Source organism: Ensifer sp. 1H6 (assembly GCF_001976035.1).
Taxonomy (GTDB): domain Bacteria; phylum Pseudomonadota; class Alphaproteobacteria; order Rhizobiales; family Rhizobiaceae; genus Ensifer; species Ensifer canadensis.
In genome coordinates this window covers 198,549-216,609 of record NZ_MOAI01000006.1, presented here as the reverse complement: position 1 = coordinate 216,609, position 18,061 = coordinate 198,549, and the positions used below count along the sequence as shown (strand labels likewise).

Sequence of the window (18,061 nt, the reverse complement as noted above, 5' to 3'; positions counted from 1 at the left end):
AGTTGCCCGAAACCAGTGTCCGGGCACATGACGTCAGATAAAGACAAAACGACTGTCGGGCGGCTGAAAAGCCGTCCGCAGTTTTTGGCCGTTCGGGCAGGAGAAAGCCGTAGAGGCCCGCTGTTTCTCCTCGAAGTGCTCGACCGCAACGATCCGGAGGGAGAGGCCCGCGTCGGCTTCACCGTTACCAAGAAACACGGCAATGCCGTCGAGCGAAACCGGATGCGCCGACGCCTGAAAGAGGCGGTGCGGCTTTCCGCCGGGTTTGCAATGAAACCCGGACACGACTATGTGATTGTCGCCCGACGCGATCTCCTGAATGCCCCCTTCGACGCCTTGACCCGGGGGCTTGGCGAGCGCATCGAAAACAAGCCGAAACAGAAGCGGCCGCCGGCCGGTTCCAGGAAACAATGATGGAAAAAAACCGCAACTATTTCGTGGCGATTGGCCTGTCCGTGCTGATCCTCGTCGCCTGGCAGTTCCTTTACGTCAATCCGAAGATGGAAAAGGAACGCATCGCTGCGGAAGCGCTGCAGGCCCAGCAGGCTCAGCAGACCCAATCGCAGCCGGGCACCACGGCTCAACAGCCGGCGACCGGTCAGGCCCTGCCTGGCGGCACAGTTCCCGGGACGGGCGAAAACCGCGACAAGGCGCTTGCCAAGTCGGCGCGCGTTGCCATCGACACGCCTGCGGTTTCCGGCTCCATCAACCTGACCGGCGCGCGCTTCGACGATCTCAAGCTCAAGGCCTATCACGAGACCGTCAGCAAGCAGAGCCCGATCATCACCCTGTTCAGCCCGGCTGAGACACCGACGGTTACTTCACCGAAATCGGTTATGTCGGCGATGCGGCAAGCGGCAGCGTGCCCGGCCCGCAGACCGTGTGGACGCTTTCGGGCGGCGACAAGCTGACGCCCGCAACGCCGGTGACGCTGAGCTTCACCAACGAGAAGGGCATCACCTTCAACCGGACGATCTCGATCGACGAACGCTACATGTTCCAGGTGGTCGACAGCATCAAGAACGGTGCCGCAGAACCGGTGTCGCTCTCCTCCTACGGTCGTGTGACGCGCTTCAACAAGCCGACGACACCGAGCGTCTATGTTCTGCATGAAGGCTTCATCGGGGTCATCGGCGATCATGGCCTGCAGGAAGTCGGCTATTCGAAGATCGAGGACGACAAGGCGATCGAACCCGGCAAGGCGACGGGCGGCTGGCTCGGCATCACCGACAAGTATTGGGCCGCAACGATCGTTCCGCCGCAGGCGACGCCTTACGAGACCCGCTTCTCGCACTTCACAGATGGCCGCGCCCGCTATCAGAGCGACTACAAGAGCGACGCAATCACCATTGCCGCCGGTCAGTCCTCGGAACTCAAGAACCTCGTATTTGCCGGCGCCAAGGAAGTGCCCGTCGTCGACAACTATGAGGCCGCCTATTCTATCCCTAACTTCGACAAGCTGATCGATTGGGGATGGTTCTACTTCATCACCAAGCCGATGTTCAAAATGATGGATTTCTTCTTCCGTCTGTTCGGCAACTTCGGCATCGCCATCCTGACGACGACAATCGTCGTCAAGCTGCTGTTCTTCCCGCTTGCCAACAAGCAGTACTCTTCGATGGCGAACATGAAGAAGGTTCAGCCGAAGATGGAAGAGCTGAAGAAGAAGTTCGGCGACGACCGCATGGGCCTGCAGCAGGCAATGATGCAGCTCTACAAGGACGAGAAGATCAATCCGCTCGCGGGCTGCTGGCCGATCCTCATCCAGATCCCGGTGTTCTTCGCGCTCTACAAGGTGATCTACATCACCATCGAGATGCGCCACGCACCGTTCTTCGGCTGGATCCACGACCTGTCCGCGCCGGATCCGACGACGATCTTCAACCTCTTCGGCCTCTTGCCGTTCGACGCGCCGTCCTTCCTGCACCTCGGCGTCTGGCCGATCATCATGGGCATCACCATGTTCGTGCAGATGCGCATGAACCCGACGCCGCCCGATCCGACCCAGGCGATGCTGTTCACCTGGATGCCCGTTGTCTTCACCTTCATGCTGGCCTCGTTCCCGGCCGGTCTGGTGATCTATTGGGCCTGGAACAACACGCTTTCGGTGCTGCAGCAGTCGATCATCATGAAGCGCCAGGGCGTGAAGATCGAGCTGTTCGACAATCTGAAGAACCTGTTCTCGAAGAAACCCAAGCCGGCGGAGTGACGCCGGCAGACAGAGCCTTCACAAGGCCCCGGACCTCGGTCCGGGGCTTTTTCGTTCGGCCGCTCTAAGCTCACCGTCGAGGGGCTGCGCCAGCAAATCCCGCCGGTTCGATAGCTGCGCCGAGCCGAAAGCTTGACATCGCCGGCCAAAACCGTGAAGCCAAAGCCAATCTTGACGAAGGAATGAACATCGATGGCCGACACAAAGACAAAAGACGACAAGCCGCTGTTCGGCCGGCCGTGGATTTTCATTCGCGGCGTCCCGGCGATGAAGTTCCTGCCGCCGGAAGGACCGACCGAAATTGCCTTTGCCGGCAGATCGAATGTCGGCAAGTCGTCGCTGATCAATGCGCTGGTCGGCCAGAAGGGCTTGGCGCGCACATCCAACACGCCCGGACGCACCCAGGAACTCAACTACTTCGTGCCCGACGGCTATTCCGGTGAAGCGGGCGATCTGCCGCCGATGGCGCTGGTCGACATGCCCGGCTACGGCTATGCCCAGGCGCCGAAGGAACAGGTGGATGCCTGGACCAAACTGGTGTTCGACTATCTGCGCGGCCGCGCGACGCTGAAGCGCGTCTACGTGCTGATCGACTCCCGCCACGGCATCAAGAAGAACGACGAGGACGTGCTGTCGCTGCTCGACAAGGCGGCCGTCTCTTACCAGATCATCCTGACCAAGACGGACAAGATCAAGGCCGCCGGCGTGCCGCGGCTGATCGCCGAGACGCTCGAGAAGATCAAGAAGCACCCCGCCGCATTTCCCGAAATCCTCTCCACCTCCTCGGAAAAGGGAGAGGGCATCGATGAGCTTCGCGCGACGATCGAGCTTGCGCTTTCGCGCTGAGAGCGACGATCGCCCGAAAGTCTTTGATCTCCGTCACTACTCTGACATGCAAACCGCTCTATCTCTGCCGTGCGGTCGCGCGTTTCCTTGCGCGATAGCGTCAAGGATAGGAGAGACACATGTCCGATTTGATCGTTGTGGGATTCGACACGCCTGAAGAGGCCGACAAGGTTCTCGTCAAGCTCGCCGGCCTCAAGAAGGAATATTTGATCGATCTCGAGGACGCCGTCGTCGTCGTGCGCGACGCAGAAGGCAAGGTCCACCTCAAGCAGAGCCTCAACCTGACCGCGATCGGGGCGACCTCCGGTCTCTTGTCCGGCTCCATCTGGGGCGGGCTCGTCGGGTTGCTGTTCCTCAATCCACTCGCTGGCTTTGCCATCGGCGGCGCGCTCGGCGCCGGCGCCGGTGCGCTCTCCGGCTCGCTGACCGACTACGGCATCGACGACGAATTCATCAAGTCGCTCGGCAACACCATCCCGAACAACTCGTCGGCGCTGTTCGTCCTGGTGCGCAAGGTGCAGCCGGAAAAGGTCCTGGCCGAATTCTCAGGCCTGCGCGGCCGCGTGCTGAAAACATCGCTGTCGCCCGAGCAGGAGCAGAAGCTCCAGGCGGCGCTCTCCGACGCCCAGACGCCTTCGCCGCAAGCCGGAACGTTCTGAGCCGCATCAGCGCGATCTTCCTGCGGGCGCATCGTCGACCGCAGGAACGGGCGCTAGTGCGTTCGGCTTAAACGGAGTCGCAGAACTACCATCTTTTTGTTTTCGCGCATTTCCTGCCGGAAAACCGCTTCGCACTTCTCCTGGAAGTGCTCCTAGGCGCTCGCCGCAACGAATGTCAGCGCGAAACCATTGATGCAATGGCGTTTGCCGGTTGGCGGCGGGCCATCGTCGAAGACGTGGCCGAGATGTCCGCCGCAGCGATGGCAGTGGCATTCCGTTCGCGTCATGAACAGTGCGTTGTCCTCGCGCGTTGCCACGCCGCCCGGCAGGGACTGCCAGAAACTCGGCCAACCGGTGCCGCTGTCATATTTGGCTTCGGAGGAATAGACAGGGAGCGCGCAACCGGCGCATTGAAACGTGCCCTTGCGCTTTTCATTGTTGAGCGCGCTGGTAAACGGACGCTCGGTGTCCTCCTGGCGCAGTATCCGATACTGTTCGTCGGTCAGGATCGCCCGCCATTCGGCATCGGTCTTCGTGACCTCGAACGTTTCGGCCGAGGCTGGGCGCGCCGCCAGCGGAAACCCCTTTGCCGCCGCGATCGCGATCACGCTTAGTGTCCCGCCAAAAATCAGAAAATTCCGCCGGTTCACGATCGAACCCTCCTTGTCATGCCCCTTGACGCTGCCGAGGTCGAAGATAGCGGCCGGCCTGTCACGCGGCAAAACAAGACCGATCAAAGCGCCGTGAAGAAGCCGGGTTGAAAGGCCACCGATCGCAAGCGATCGGTGGCAGAAGCGCCGGCGCGCCACGGATGAGACCCCGGCGGCGGATCGCCTGCGAATGTCTGCCGCGGCGATCCGGAGGAAGCGAGAGCTCAGCCCTTCGGCAGCAGCACCTTGTCGATAACGTGGATCACGCCGTTTGACTGCTTGACGTCGGCGATGGTGACCGTGGCCGTGCCGCCGGTCTCGTCCGTGAGTGTGATCTTGCCGCCGTCATCCTTGGCCTGGAGATCGCAGCCGCCAACCGTCTTGACGTCGTGTTCGCCACCATCGCCTTTGACCATCTTGGCGATCGCCGAGGACATCGCGTCGGCGGAGACGACATGGCAGGTCAGAACCTTGGTCAGCTTGTCCTTGTTTTCCGGCTTCAGGAGCGTGTCGACCGTGCCGGTCGGCAAGGCCTCGAAAGCCTCGTTCGTCGGCGCGAAGACGGTGAACGGCCCCTTGCCCTGGAGGGTCTCGACCAGCCCGGCCGCCTTGACCGCCGCCACCAGCGTGGTGTGATCCTTCGAGTTGACGGCGTTTTCGACGATATTCTTGTCCGCATACATCGCCGCGCCACCGACCATCGGGTTCTCGGCATGGGCGATTGCCGCACTTGCGGTCAGTATGGTGATGGCAGCGAACGAACGGATTCCATAGGTGAACATCTTGGTCTTCCTTCCTGTTGAACCTGTCAGGGAGGCGACACCCAGCCGCCTCGTTGAAATTGCCGTTCCCTCCCCGGGAACATGACAAGCAACGGAAGCCTTGGAAAAAGAGTTTCAGGAATTTTCGGATTGCCGGTCGGTTGGGCGAAAAACGACGTGAGAAGCGACCGACGCTGCAGGACCGGGAAGGCCCGCGTGCGCTGAGTTAGAGATCGCGGGCCTTGCCGAGCGCGATGATCGGGCCGGTGGCCGATCCGGTCGGCGAACCGCCAAGCGGCTCGATACTGACGGCCAGAACCGAACCGCGCGAGAATTTCCCGCGCATGGCCGGGGCGATGATGATCTCGCCTTCGCCGGTCTGGGGCAGCACGCCGAGGGAAACGGCCGGGTTGTCGCCGTTGATGAGCCACAGCTCCAGCGATTTTTGCTCGGCCTGCTGTGCGGCAACCGGCGTCACCCGGAGATGGCCGGTCTCGCGATCGAAACGGGCGACGAGATCGACCGAAATGCCCTTGCCGGTCATTTCGGCGACAAGCGGCCGGCCGCCGGACGGCGGTGCAAACAGCCCTGCCATGGACGCGCCCATGACGGCGACGGCAGCAAGCGAGGCGAGTGCGAGACCACGCCAGAGCGCAAGCGATTGCCATATGCCTGCCCGCACCGGGGCCGCGGCAGGCGGGGCCGTTTCGAAGAGCCGGCGCTCGATCGCCGCGAAAATCCGCGCCGGCGGCACGACGGGATCATAGGCTTCGTCGAAGGAGGAGAGATTGTTTTGCCAGCGCGTCACCATGGCGGCGAAATTGCGGTCGGATGCAAGGCGGGCCTCGACTTTGCGGCGGTCGTCGGCGGATAGCACACCCAGCACATATTCCCCGGCGATCACCTCGTCGCGGCGGAAATCTCCTTTGTCTGGGGTGGACGCTGTCATCGCTCCATGCACTCTCTCAACTTCAACAGGCTGCGCCTCAACCAAGTCCTCATCGTGTTCAGCGGCACAGCGTACATTTCAGCCAGTTCCTGGTAGCTCAGACCTTCGACATAGGCACGCCGCACGGCGTCCGCCCGATCGGTTTCGAGCTCCTCCATGCACGCATCGATCCGCCTGCCCTCTGCTCTGACCACTGCCGATTTTTCCGGATCGGCAGCAGGATCAGCCAAATCGTAGGCTTCGTCAATCGCGTTGGCTACGGGTTTTCGCGCCCGGATCAGATCGATGGCACGGTTGCGCGCAATCGCCGCCAACCAGGACATCGGCGTTGACTGGCCGGGCGAAAAACGGTCGGCGTGCTGCCAGATTCTGACGTAGATTTCCTGGAGCGTTTCTTCCGCTTCACTTCGGTCTCTCAGGATACGCAGGCAAATGGCGAAAAGTTTCGGGCTGGTCAGCCGGTAAAGTTCGGCAAAGGCCGCACGATCCCTGAGCGCAACACGGCCGAGCAGTCCGGAAATTTCCTCGTCGATCATTGCCAACCCGACCCGATGCATTCTTGAGATAGGACATAGAGCACAAATCGCTATCCGCCAGCGCGCATCGTCATTGCTGTTTTATGTTGCTCGCCGATCATTCCATCGACGGGAAACTTGCGTTAAACAGCAGCCGGTATTTTTCGAGGGTCCGCCATGTCCGCTAATGAAAGTGAAATCCAGGCACGCCTGCTCACCCAGGCCCTGCCCTACATGCAGCGCTACGAGAACAAGACGATCGTCGTCAAATATGGCGGCCACGCCATGGGCAACGCCGAATTGGGCCGAGCCTTTGCAAGCGACATCGCTCTGTTGAAGCAGTCAGGCGTCAACCCGATCGTCGTGCACGGCGGTGGCCCGCAAATCGGCGCGATGCTGACGAAGATGGGCATCGAATCGAAGTTCGAAGGCGGCCTGCGCGTCACCGACGAAAAGACCGTCGAGATCGTCGAGATGGTTCTGGCCGGCTCGATCAACAAGGAAATCGTCGCCCTCATCAACCAGACCGGCGAATGGGCGATCGGCCTTTGCGGCAAGGACGGCAACATGGTCTTTGCCGAAAAGGCACGCAAGACCATCAAGGATCCGGATTCCAACATCGAACGCGTGCTCGATCTCGGTTTCGTCGGTGAGGTCGTCGAGGTCGACCGTACCCTGATTGACCTGCTCGCCCGCTCGGAGATGATCCCGGTGATCGCGCCGGTGGCACCTGGCCGCGACGGGCACACCTACAACATCAACGCCGACACCTTTGCCGGTGCAATTGCCGGTGCGCTGAACGCCACGCGGCTCCTGTTCCTCACCGACGTTCCCGGCGTGCTCGACAAGGAAGGCAAGCTGATCAAGGAACTGTCCGTAGCGCAGGCACGGGCGCTGATCGCCGACGGCACGATTTCCGGCGGCATGATCCCGAAGGTCGAAACCTGCATTGATGCGATCAAGGCCGGCGTCCAGGGCGTCGTCATCCTCAACGGCAAGACGGCGCATTCCGTGCTGCTCGAAATCTTCACCGAGCGCGGTGCCGGCACGCTGATCGTTCCCTGATCGACAGCAAACCGAAAACACGAAAAAGCGGGATGCGGTTTTCAGGCCGCATCCCGCTTTTGTTTTGGGCTGATTGATCAGGCCTGATAAACGGCCTGGGCCTCCTGCTTCAGCTTTTCCATCATCGCCCGGTAGGGGAAAGGTCCGTAACTGACACGTGCGACGCCGGCGCCGGCGAGCGTCTGCAGGTCCGGCGCACCCGGCCGCATCATCACGTTGACCGGCAGGCTCGAAGCGGCGCAGACCTTGGCAATCAGCGCGGCATCGACCAGCCACGGCACGAAGAAGCCGCTGGCGCCGGCTTCGGCAAAGGCCTTTCCGCGCGCAATCGCCTCATCGACAAGACCGGCATGGCGGCCAGCATCGCTTTCCTGCAGGAACAGGTCGGTGCGGGCATTGATGAAGAACGGCACACTGCGGCGGTCCGCCATTTCGCGGATCGCGCGGATGCGGGCGGCCTGCTTTTCGACCGCATGCACGCCGGATTTGCCGACAACCTGATCTTCGAAGTTGATGCCGATGGCGCCGACGTCGATCAGACGCGAGACATTGGCAGCCCCCGTTGCCGGGTCGTCGGAATAGGCGCCCTCGAAATCGACCGTGACCGGCAGTTCGGTCGAGGCGACGATCAGCCGGGCGATATCGGTAAGCAGCGCCAGCGGAACCTTCTCGCCATCGCCAAACCCATGCGCGGCGGCAATCGACCAGCTGCCGGTCGCAAGCGCCTTGGCTCCAGCCTCGGCCACGGCCTTGGCGCTGCCCGCATCCCAGATATTGTAGAGCACCACCGGATCGCCCTTGCGATGCAGAGCGGCGAATTCGGTGGCCTTTTCAGTCTGGTTCATTGCATTTCCTCCGCAAACAATCCCACAGGTTTCATTTTGCCTTCGTGCCGCAGCAGCCATTGCTTGCGCCACAACCCGCCGCCATATCCCGTCAGCGAACCATCGGAGCCGATGCAGCGGTGGCAGGGAATGACGATGGCGATCTGGTTGGACCCGTTGGCCTTCGCCACGGCACGCACGGCCTGGATCGTATCGACCTCGCGCGCGATGTCACCATAGGAACGTGTCTCTCCGAGCGGAATTTTCACGAGCCTTGCCCAGACCTCACGCTCGAAGGCAGTGCCGCCAGGCGCCAGGGGCGTGCGAAACTCTGCGATATCGCCCGAGAAATAGGCTTTCAGCTCCGCCTCCATCTGGTCGATCGGCGCCGTGCGGCCTGGGACGATCGCCGAGCGGGTCTTGCGCTTCAGGTTTTCGAGCTCGGTCGGCAACGCCTTGCGATCGTGAAACTCGAGAATGTGCAGATGGGTCTTGTCGGCGACCGCCACCATCGGGCCAAGCGGCGTGTCGATGCGGTCGGCAAACAGCAGCACACGGCCCTGCGACATAGCCGGCGCTTCGCCGAGCAATTTGGCAAAGGCGGCGCGAAAGCCGCTCGGCGATTCGTATCCGGCGTCGATCTGCGCATCAATGACCCGGCCGCCCTCGGCGAGTTGGCGGGCGGCAAGGCCCAGTCGCCGATGTCGGGCAAGATCGAGAAAGGTGATGCCGAGATTGCGCTTGAAGGCGCGGCGAACGGTCGACGGATCATGGCCGCGGCGAACCAGGTCGTCCTCGGTCCAGCGCCGTTCGGGTGCTGCCTCCAGTGCCTGCAGCAGGTCATCGACCAGCGGATCCTTGGCACCGACGGTTGCAAGCGGCTTGCAGCGCTGGCACGGGCGAAAGCCGGCTTCGAGGCAGGTGCCGATCGAGCCGACGAAGATGGTGTTCTCGCGCTTCGGCTTGCGAGCGGGACAGGAGAGGCGGCAGAAAATGCCCGTCGTCTTGACGCAGACATAGGCAGCGCCCTCGTATTCGGTGCTGCGCGCAATCAGGGCATCGTAAAGCGTTTCGTCGGAAGGAAGATCGAACAACATGCGGCCCTTCTACCATGTGTGCGAAGGGACGGGCGCCGGTTTTCGGGCGTCTATTTTTCCGGCGATGGTTTGGCGACAGTTCAGATAAGCACGAGCGTCACCACGCCGAGCACGATCAGGAGGCAGCCGAGGAGTTCGAGACGATTGATCCACTCGCGGAAGATGAAGAAGGACGAGGCGAATGTGAAGAGCATCTCGACCTGCGCCACTACTTTCACGATCGCCGCCTGCTGCAGCGTCATTGCCATGAACCAGCCGAAGGAAGCGGAGGCGCCGACGAAGCCGACGACGAAGGCAGGCTTCCACGCAGCGGCAATGCGCTTCAGCTCGGCCGGCTCGCGCAGCACGATCCAGATCAGCATCACCACCGTCTGCAGCAGGATGACGAAGCCGAGCGTGAAGCTCGCCTGCATCATGTAATCCGGTGCCGGCAGGCTGGGCGCGAGCACCAGCGAGGCCGAACGATAGGCCACGGCCGAAAGCCCGAAGAACGTGCCCGAGAGAAGGCCTATCCCGGCCGTGCGGCTGAAAACCGAAGTGACCAGCGAGCGCGGGCTCAGCGTCGTACGCGCAACCGAAATCAGCATGACGCCGACGACGGAGATGGCGATCGCCACCAGCGTGCCCTCGCTCGCCCGCTCGCCCAGGAAGATGAGGCCGAAGAGCGCTGCCTGGGCCGGCTCGGTGCGCGAATAGGCGGTGCCAACCGCAAAGTTGCGGAAGGAGAAGAGGTGCACCAGCAGGAAGGTCGCCGCGATCTGCGCCAGCCCGCCGATGACCGCCCACAGGAAGAATGTGCCGTTCGGCACCGGCAGCGGATGGCCCGCCACGCGCCAGAGCACGATGAGATAGAGCAACGCAAAAGGCAGGCCGAAACCGAAACGCACGAAGGTCGCGCCGGTCGTGCCCATGACGCCCTTCAGGTGTTTCTGCATGGCGGAGCGGACATTCTGAAGGAAGGCCGCAGCGACGGTGATGATTACCCAGGTTTCCATGGCTGCGAGCTAGCACGCGGGTCCTGATATTGCCAAGAACTCCGTACAGTCTCGCCGATATATACCAACCTGCGCTGATATCAGTCCGGCTTTTCCTGAACTTCCGCCAGGTCGACCGCCCGACTGAACGTGAGCGGCTGACCTTCGTCTTCGAAGGCCTTCACGCGCTGATCGTAGTTCGGCGAGATCGTGCCGAGCACGCGATCCCAGAACGAAAAGTAGTTGCCGTAGTTGTACTTGAAGCCGGAATGATGCTGGTCGTGGAACGTCGTGCACAAGAGAGGGGACGGATATCGCGCCGTCGATGAGGCGAAATACTCGAACCCGCAGTGCCCGAACATGCCGTTGAAATGTTCGAACAACCGGTGCCCGATCAGGATCGCCGGCGGAAACGGGACGGCGAAAACGACGACGGCTGAAAAACTCTGCAAGAGGAAGTTGTCGAAGAAATCCTCAGAATAGGTGCTCCAGATCGTTGGTGCGACGCTTCTGTGATGAAGGGCGTGCAGTGGAAACAGCCACTTGGTGTGCAGCAGCCGGTGCATGAAATAGAACCAGGTATCGTAGAGGAACATGCACAGGACAAAGAGCGGCACCGCCGCCCACCAATTGAAGGTCCAGGGCCCGGGCGCCCAGCCCTTTTGCTGGACATAGAGGCCGATCGTCAGCGGCAGGCAGGCGCTGAACATCGACACCAGGCTCTGGCGGACTTCCGCCCTGCGGCGCTTGTCGGAACCGCGTCCCTTCTGAATCTTTCGCTCGGGATTGCGGTCGTTGACCCAGGTCAGGCCATAACCCAGGGCGAAATAGGTAACGACTGTCGTCGCGTAGAATCCGAACAGAAACAGCAGGTAAAACAGTTCGTCCGACATCGGCATCCGGAACCCCTACGTCAAAGCCGCGCCGGCCGAACGATGCCATGTTGTTTTGGCAATTCAAAGTGGAAACGTCTGCGCCGGTAGGGTAGCCCGTGCGGCGGGGTGAATTTTCTCGTTTGTGGCCGCCCATACCCGTGTCATAAGGCGGTCATGAAAAAGCTCGATCGCCTGCCGACCCACGACGAATTCGCCCATGTCACCGACTGGGTCTTCGATCTGGACAACACGCTCTACCCGCACCACGTCAATCTGTTCTCGCAGATCGACCGTAACATGACGGCTTACGTTTCGGCGCTGCTGTCGCTCGAGCCGGCGGACGCGAAGAAGCTGCAGAAAGACTACTACCGCGATCACGGCACGACGCTCAAAGGCCTGATGATCCATCACGGCATCGACCCGAGCGACTTCCTCGAAAAGGCGCATGCGATCGACTACAGCATCGTGCCGCCGGATCCGACGCTGGGCGAAGCGATCAAGGCGCTACCGGGGCGCAAGTTCATCTTCACCAACGGCAGCGTTGCACATGCGGAAATGACCGCTCGCGCACTCGGCATCCTCGATCACTTCAACGACATCTTCGATATCGTCGCTGCCGATTTCGTGCCGAAGCCGGCCGGCGAAACCTATGACAAGTTCATGAGCCTGCACCGGGTCGATACCCGCAATGCGGTCATGTTCGAGGACCTGCCGCGCAACCTTCTGGTTCCGAAAACGCTCGGGATGAAGACGGTTCTACTGGTGCCGCGCAACTTCGAATACGAGTTCGCCGAATCCTGGGAGCAGTCCGGAGACGAGGACGAGCAGATCGATTACGTCACCGAGGATCTCGCCAGCTTCCTCAGGCGCGTGGTCGCCGACCTCTGACCCCGACACATTTTGGCCCGGGAAAAACCCCTTTCCCGCCAAAGACTTAAATTACCAAAGTTTAACTGGTGCTCGCCGTCCCGCTGCCTATCATTCGTTCGGGCATAACCCGATCGAAAGGAAGCATGATGCGGAACAGAACCCTGATCCTTGGCGTAACCGCCCTTGCCGTCGCCGTTACCGGATTGGCTGCGCCATCATTTGCCGCCAGAGACAAGATGACGCCCGAACAGCGGGCCGAACGGATGATCAAGCGACTGGACACCAACAGCGATTCCAAGGTGTCACTCGACGAGTTACAGGCGCACATGACCGCGAACTTCAAGGCATTCGACACCAATGGCGACGGCCAGATCAGTGCCGACGAGATGCAGGCGAAGCGCCAGGCGTTCCGCGACGCCCGCAAGGCCTGGCAGGAAGCCAAGAGCAAGGACGGCAAGGAGCGCGACGCAGCCCTTGCCCAACTGAAGGACGCGCGGCCGGCCATGGTGCCCGGCATGCGGCCAAAGGCCTTCAAGCGCGTCGACGCCGACGGCAACGGCTCTTTGAGCGCTGCCGAGGTCGCAAGTGCTTCAGAAAAAATGTTCAAGCGTCGTGACAAGAACGGCGACGGTGTCATCGACGCCGCCGACTTCACCAAGAAAATTTGATCCATCGGTGCCCTTTCCCGCCGCCCGGTGAAAGGAGTATCCGACGACACCGCCGCGCGCCTGGATTGGCACGCGGCGGTGTCGAAAGCTCCGTGTCAAACAGGGCGGCGGAAATGCACAATCCTTGTTTTGACGCATTGCCGTTACCGAAGCACTAGGCGCGGCTGCTGGCTCAACGACTGGCTCGCCGGCATTGATTGCTGGCGCTGGTTCCGGTTTTGGATGCAGGGCTTAGGGCGGCATCAAACCGAATGACGAAGAAGGCTCTCGATCAGGAACCCGATCGCTCCGGCAAGCGTCATCGCGGCACCCAGGGCGAGGGAGATTGTTTTTCTGACTGATGATCGATTGTCGTTCTGCATGGGCACAAAATACACGAGAACCGGAGGAAATGAAGATGGCCTCCCCTGAGCGAAACCGCTTCGCAAGTTTACCGGAGAGGCGCTATCGCCTGCCGTTCGCCATCGGCACCGACCGCGGATCGACGGTCTCGTAGAAGCGGGAGATGATATCCCAGGCCTCATCGGCGGTTTCGACGAACTGCACCAGATCGATATCGTTCGGCGCGATCGTGCCGAACTCGGCAAGCGCCTCGAAATTGATGATCGAGCGCCAGAACTTTTCCCCGAAGAGAATGAGCGGGACCAGCGCCAGGCGACCGGTCTGCATCAGCGTCATCGTTTCGAACAGCTCGTCCAACGTGCCGAAGCCGCCTGGAAACACCGTGACGGCCTTGGCGCGCAGCAGGAAATGCATCTTGCGGATGGCGAAATAGTGGAAGTTGAACGACAGCTCCGGCGTCACGAAGCGGTTCGGCGCCTGCTCGTGCGGCAACACGATGTTGAGGCCGATCGACGGCGCGCCGACATCGTCAGCGCCACGGTTGCCCGCCTCCATCACACCCGGCCCGCCGCCGGTGACGACGACATATTCCTTGTAGTGCAGCTTGGCGGAATGTTCCGAGACGATCTGCGCGAACTTGCGCGCTTCGTCGTAATAGACCGAGGCTGCTTCCAGGTTCTTGCGCTGGATATCGTTCCTGGCGGCCCAGGCGTCGCCGCCCGGCTCGGGAATGCGCGCGCCACCGAACATCACCACGGTCGAGTTGATGCCGTACTCCTCCAGCATCATTTCGGTCTTCAAGAGTTCGAGCTGCAGCCGCACCGGGCGCAGTTCCTCGCGGCAGAGAAAATCGTCGTCGATATAGGCAAGGCGATAGGAAGGAGAGGCCGACTGCGGCGTCACCGGCACCGTCTGCGCCCGTTGCCGGCTCTGCGAGCTATCGGCCAGCGGATCCCAAACCCCATCCTTACGGCGCAGATTGCGCTTCTTCATGCGTGCCATGCTATCGTCTTTCCCGTCGCGTTCCGGACAATCGGCATCTCGGGCGGACGCGTCCTATCCTGTTTCATCGGTCATGAATGCCCCTGATGCCGCAGTCGACCGCGCTTGCCAAGCCCTGCCGGCAGCGTCGAGCCGAAAAGCGGTCCAACTTTTCCGGAACGGGCCTCGGGCGCCGCGCATTCCAGCCGATACAGAACACCCACGGGCGCACATCGCGTCGCTGCCTAATTTTGTCCTTAAATCGATTCCGATTTTCGGAATTATGCAGTAGAGCTTTCGCAGGATAACCGCCGAACTTTAAGGAATTCCGATGACGAACCACAACCTCGCCTCCCTGTCGCAGACGATCGACGCCGCCTTTGATGACCGCGATTCCGTAAACACCGGAACGCGCGGCGCGGTGCGCGACGCCGTGGAAACGGCACTGAACCTGCTCGACAGCGGCAAGGTGCGGGTGGCAGAGCGTGGCGCCGACGGCAACTGGACCGTCAATCAATGGCTGAAGAAGGCCGTTCTGCTCTCCTTCCGCCTCAACCCGATGGAAATCGTCCGGGGCGGCCCGGGGGAATCCGTCTGGTGGGACAAGGTCGCCTCCAAGTTCGACGGCTGGAGCGTCAACGAGTTCGAGAAGGCCGGCTTCCGCGCCGTGCCGAACTGCGTCGTGCGCCGCTCGGCCTATATCGCGCCGAACGCCATCCTGATGCCGTCCTTCGTCAACCTCGGCGCCTATGTCGGCGAAGGCACGATGGTCGACACCTGGGCCACGGTCGGCTCCTGCGCCCAGATCGGCAAGAACGTGCATCTCTCCGGCGGCGTCGGCATCGGCGGCGTGCTGGAGCCGATGCAGGCCGGCCCGACGATCATTGAGGACAATTGCTTCATCGGCGCCCGCTCCGAGGTCGTTGAAGGCTGCATCGTGCGCGAGGGCTCGGTTCTCGGCATGGGCGTGTTCATCGGCAAGTCGACCAAGATCGTCGACCGCGCCACCGGCGAAGTGACCTATGGTGAAGTCCCGCCCTACTCCGTCGTCGTCGCCGGCTCGATGCCGTCGGGCTCGACCATGGGCAACGGCCAGCCGGCACCGAACCTCTACTGCGCCGTCATCGTCAAGCGCGTCGACGAGAAGACCCGCTCCAAGACCGGCATCAACGAACTGCTTCGAGACTGATCCGATGACACCGGAGGGGCGACGGCCGAGCATGATCTGGCTGTTCTTCAGCCCCTCCGGCCGCATCACCCGCCTGCCCTTTTTCCTGTCCTGGCTTTTCTGGCTGCTGATAGGCGGTTTCGTCGTCGCGCAGATGCTCGCCAACGAGAACCACAGGACCGCGCTGGCGCTCTGGACGCTGGCGCTGATCGTGTCCGGCATCGTTTCCACGCTCTCGATCGCCATGCTGGCGATCAAGCGGCTGCACGATATCGGCTATCCCGGACCGCTGGCGATCTGCCTGTTCATCCCTGTCCTGAGCCCCATCGTCTTCATCGCGCTCTGTCTCTGGCCGGGCACCGAGGGGCCGAACGAATTCGGCCAAACCAGCGATGAACCCGGCGCTTGAGCGGCGCACTGTACATTTCGGGCCCGAACGCGTATGTAGCGCGCCATGAACAGGCCGGCGATAAGATGCTGGCCGCGGCAATCGGCGCCTGATGACGACCTGATCCAAGGTCTTGTTCGTTTACCGGCGCGAAAACCGAAATCCGAAAGACGAGAGATGACAGAATTCGAAGGGATCGCGCCTGCGATCGCCGAGGCGTTGGCAAAACGCGGTTACAACGAGTTGACGCCGGTTCAACAGGCGATGCGCGATCCTGATCTGGCGGGCAAGGATGCGCTGGTATCGGCCCAGACCGGCTCCGGCAAGACCGTCGCCTTCGGCCTGGCGCTGGCACCGACCCTGCTTGGCGACCAGCGCCGCTTCAGCGCGCCCGGCGCGCCGCTGGCGCTTGTGATCGCACCAACGCGCGAACTGGCGCTGCAGGTCAAGCGCGAGCTCGAATGGCTCTATGAGCAGACTGGCGCGACGATCGCGTCCTGCGTCGGCGGCATGGACATGCGCACCGAGAAGCGCGCGCTGGAGCGCGGCGCCCACATCGTCGTCGGCACGCCCGGACGCCTATGCGACCATATCCGCCGCAACTCGCTCGATATTTCTTCGTTGCGTGCCGTCGTGCTCGACGAGGCCGACGAGATGCTCGATCTCGGTTTCCGCGAGGACCTCGAATTCATCCTCGAGGAGTCTCCCGACGACCGCCGCACGCTGATGTTTTCGGCGACCGTACCGCGCTCGATCGCGACGCTTGCCAAGAACTACCAGCGCGACGCCGTGCGCATCAGCACCGCGTCCGAGCAGAAGCAGCACGTCGACATCGAATACCGCGCCCTGACCGTTGCGTCGAACGATCGCGAAAACGCGATCATCAACGTCCTGCGCTTCTACGAAGCGAAGAATGCGATCGTCTTCTGCTCGACCCGTGCAGCCGTCAACCATCTGACTGCCCGCTTCAACAACCGCGGCTTCTCGGTGGTGGCTCTGTCGGGCGAACTCAGCCAGAACGAACGCACCCACGCGCTGCAGGCCATGCGCGACGGACGCGCCCGCGTCTGCATCGCCACCGACGTTGCCGCCCGCGGCATCGACTTGCCGGGCCTCGAACTGGTCATCCACGCCGACCTGCCGACCAACCCGGATACACTGCTGCACCGCAGCGGCCGCACCGGACGCGCCGGCCAGAAGGGCGTCAGCGCCCTGATCGTGCCGGTGAGCCAGCGCCGCAAGGCGGAGCGCCTGCTCGAAAACGCCCGGATCACCGCCAACTGGGCCCGCCCGCCGTCGGCCGACGAGGTCAGCCGCCGCGACGACGAGCGCCTGCTTGCCGACACTAGCTTTGCCGAACCGATCCGCGAAGACGAAGAGGCGATCGTGCGCGCGCTCATCGAGCTTCATGGTGCCGAGCAGATGGCTGCCGCCTTCGTGCGCCAGTTCCGCTCTGGCCGCTCGGCCCCGGAAGACCTGATCGAGGTTGCCGTCGGCGACAGCCGCGCAAAGCCGCGCCGCGATGAGAAGTCTGCACCGCGCGAAGACTATGACGCGCCGCGCGCCGATTTCAGCGATGGCAGCTGGTTCTCGCTCTCGGTCGGCCGCAAGCAGAATGCCGAGCCGCGCTGGCTGATCCCGATGCTCTGCCGCCACGGCAAGCTGACCAAGCGCGACATCGGCGCGATCCGCATGCAGCAGGAAGAGACCTTCGTCGAAATGACCTCCGATGGAGCCGAGCGCTTCCTGTCGTCGATCGGCAAGGAGGGCATGCTGGAGAAGGGCATCCGGGTGAAGACGCTGCCGGGCGCTCCCGATCTGTCGCAGCAGCGCCAGGAGAAGCCGAGTTTTTCCAAGGACAAGCCGAACTTCTCCAAGGACAAGCCAGGTTTCTCCAAGGACAAACCGGCCTTTGCCAAGAAGCGCCCCTATTCGGACGATGCGGCACGCAGTGACGGCGACTTCAAGCCGAAGCGCAAGTTCGACAAGAAGCCGGCTTACGCCGCCGCCCCGGCCCACACCGACGACAAGCCGCCGGAAAACCGCGACGCCTGGACTAAAAAGAAGGCCAAGCCGAACGCCGGCAAGGACGGCGGCTTCAAGCCGAAGCCCAAGGGCAACAACGCCAAGAACCGCCAGAGCTAAGCTTGCCGCAGCAACGGCGTCAGCCCAAATCAAAAAGCGCCGCGATCAAATCGCGGCGCTTTTTTTTGTCTGCAG

The 18,061-nt window shown here is 62.1% G+C and carries 18 protein-coding genes and 1 pseudogene; 10 read left to right on the top strand and 9 right to left on the bottom strand.

Annotated features, from left to right (window positions below; genetic code table 11):
- Nucleotides 1–15: 15 nt before the first annotated feature.
- The 4 genes and pseudogenes from rnpA (at nt 16) to BKP54_RS09745 (ending at nt 3,714) form a co-directional block, all read left to right on the top strand.
- Nucleotides 16–414 carry a ribonuclease P protein component gene (gene rnpA, locus BKP54_RS09760; protein WP_025425750.1) on the top strand — a complete coding sequence of 133 codons (399 nt, stop codon included), beginning with the start codon at nt 16–18 and terminating at the stop codon, nt 412–414.
- Nucleotides 411–2,209 (top strand): annotated as a pseudogene (yidC, locus tag BKP54_RS09755) (membrane protein insertase YidC). Before rnpA ends, yidC begins: the two are co-directional and overlap by 4 nt.
- Nucleotides 2,210–2,401: 192 nt before the next feature.
- Nucleotides 2,402–3,055 carry a ribosome biogenesis GTP-binding protein YihA/YsxC gene (gene yihA / locus BKP54_RS09750; protein ID WP_025425748.1) on the top strand — a complete coding sequence of 218 codons (654 nt, stop codon included), beginning with the start codon at nt 2,402–2,404 and terminating at the stop codon, nt 3,053–3,055.
- Nucleotides 3,056–3,174: 119 nt separating this feature from the next.
- Complete coding sequence (locus BKP54_RS09745) at nt 3,175–3,714, top strand: DUF1269 domain-containing protein (RefSeq protein WP_025425747.1); 540 nt, start codon at nt 3,175–3,177, stop codon at nt 3,712–3,714.
- A 152-nt stretch (nt 3,715–3,866) separates the two neighbouring features.
- Here BKP54_RS09745 and msrB read toward each other — a convergent pair whose 3' ends face one another.
- The 4 genes from msrB to BKP54_RS09725 all read right to left on the bottom strand — a co-directional run bounded on the left by msrB (nt 3,867) and on the right by BKP54_RS09725 (nt 6,610).
- Nucleotides 3,867–4,367: a peptide-methionine (R)-S-oxide reductase MsrB gene (msrB, locus tag BKP54_RS09740; RefSeq protein ID WP_025425746.1), complete on the bottom strand. Its 501-nt coding sequence runs from the start codon at nt 4,365–4,367 to the stop codon at nt 3,867–3,869.
- A 221-nt stretch (nt 4,368–4,588) separates the two neighbouring features.
- Nucleotides 4,589–5,146, bottom strand: a complete 558-nt coding sequence (locus BKP54_RS09735; protein ID WP_057204278.1) for a fasciclin domain-containing protein — start codon at nt 5,144–5,146, stop codon at nt 4,589–4,591.
- Between the two features lie 205 nt (nt 5,147–5,351).
- Entirely contained in the window at nt 5,352–6,074 is a 723-nt protein-coding gene (locus tag BKP54_RS09730; protein ID WP_025425744.1) for an anti-sigma factor, read from the bottom strand.
- Complete coding sequence (locus tag BKP54_RS09725) at nt 6,071–6,610, bottom strand: sigma-70 family RNA polymerase sigma factor (protein ID WP_025425743.1); 540 nt, start codon at nt 6,608–6,610, stop codon at nt 6,071–6,073. The genes BKP54_RS09730 and BKP54_RS09725 overlap by 4 nt, the downstream gene beginning before the upstream one ends.
- 156 nt (nt 6,611–6,766) lie before the next feature.
- Between BKP54_RS09725 and argB the strand changes: the two genes are divergently transcribed.
- Nucleotides 6,767–7,654 (top strand): acetylglutamate kinase, encoded by an 888-nt coding sequence (argB, locus tag BKP54_RS09720; RefSeq protein WP_025425742.1) that lies wholly within the window; start codon nt 6,767–6,769, stop codon nt 7,652–7,654.
- 77 nt (nt 7,655–7,731) lie between these two features.
- Here argB and BKP54_RS09715 read toward each other — a convergent pair whose 3' ends face one another.
- From BKP54_RS09715 to BKP54_RS09700, 4 genes are all read right to left on the bottom strand, one after another.
- Nucleotides 7,732–8,499 (bottom strand): isocitrate lyase/phosphoenolpyruvate mutase family protein, encoded by a 768-nt coding sequence (locus BKP54_RS09715; RefSeq protein WP_025425741.1) that lies wholly within the window; start codon nt 8,497–8,499, stop codon nt 7,732–7,734.
- Nucleotides 8,496–9,575, bottom strand: a complete 1,080-nt coding sequence (locus BKP54_RS09710) for a trifunctional transcriptional activator/DNA repair protein Ada/methylated-DNA--[protein]-cysteine S-methyltransferase (RefSeq protein ID WP_025425740.1) — start codon at nt 9,573–9,575, stop codon at nt 8,496–8,498. The genes BKP54_RS09715 and BKP54_RS09710 overlap by 4 nt, the downstream gene beginning before the upstream one ends.
- Before the next feature lie 80 nt (nt 9,576–9,655).
- Nucleotides 9,656–10,570 (bottom strand): DMT family transporter, encoded by a 915-nt coding sequence (locus BKP54_RS09705; RefSeq protein ID WP_025425739.1) that lies wholly within the window; start codon nt 10,568–10,570, stop codon nt 9,656–9,658.
- 80 nt (nt 10,571–10,650) lie between these two features.
- A complete protein-coding gene (locus tag BKP54_RS09700) occupies nt 10,651–11,448 on the bottom strand; it encodes a sterol desaturase family protein (RefSeq protein WP_225906198.1) in 798 nt (265 codons plus the stop codon).
- Nucleotides 11,449–11,598: 150 nt separating this feature from the next.
- On the opposite strand from BKP54_RS09700, the gene BKP54_RS09695 reads away from it, so the two are divergent.
- Complete coding sequence (locus BKP54_RS09695) at nt 11,599–12,312, top strand: pyrimidine 5'-nucleotidase (RefSeq protein WP_025425737.1); 714 nt, start codon at nt 11,599–11,601, stop codon at nt 12,310–12,312.
- 128 nt (nt 12,313–12,440) lie between these two features.
- A complete protein-coding gene (locus BKP54_RS09690) occupies nt 12,441–12,962 on the top strand; it encodes an EF-hand domain-containing protein (RefSeq protein ID WP_158071680.1) in 522 nt (173 codons plus the stop codon).
- Between the two features lie 444 nt (nt 12,963–13,406).
- Here BKP54_RS09690 and BKP54_RS09685 read toward each other — a convergent pair whose 3' ends face one another.
- Nucleotides 13,407–14,306: an LOG family protein gene (locus BKP54_RS09685; protein WP_025425735.1), complete on the bottom strand. Its 900-nt coding sequence runs from the start codon at nt 14,304–14,306 to the stop codon at nt 13,407–13,409.
- Between the two features lie 310 nt (nt 14,307–14,616).
- Here BKP54_RS09685 and dapD point away from each other — a divergent pair, with 310 nt between their 5' ends.
- The 3 genes from dapD to BKP54_RS09670 all read left to right on the top strand — a co-directional run bounded on the left by dapD (nt 14,617) and on the right by BKP54_RS09670 (nt 17,986).
- Nucleotides 14,617–15,474, top strand: a complete 858-nt coding sequence (dapD, locus tag BKP54_RS09680) for a 2,3,4,5-tetrahydropyridine-2,6-dicarboxylate N-succinyltransferase (RefSeq protein WP_025425734.1) — start codon at nt 14,617–14,619, stop codon at nt 15,472–15,474.
- A gap of 4 nt (nt 15,475–15,478) precedes the next feature.
- Nucleotides 15,479–15,862 (top strand): DUF805 domain-containing protein, encoded by a 384-nt coding sequence (locus tag BKP54_RS09675; protein ID WP_025425733.1) that lies wholly within the window; start codon nt 15,479–15,481, stop codon nt 15,860–15,862.
- Nucleotides 15,863–16,018: 156 nt separating this feature from the next.
- Nucleotides 16,019–17,986 (top strand): DEAD/DEAH box helicase, encoded by a 1,968-nt coding sequence (locus BKP54_RS09670; protein ID WP_025425732.1) that lies wholly within the window; start codon nt 16,019–16,021, stop codon nt 17,984–17,986.
- Nucleotides 17,987–18,061 lie beyond the last annotated feature (75 nt).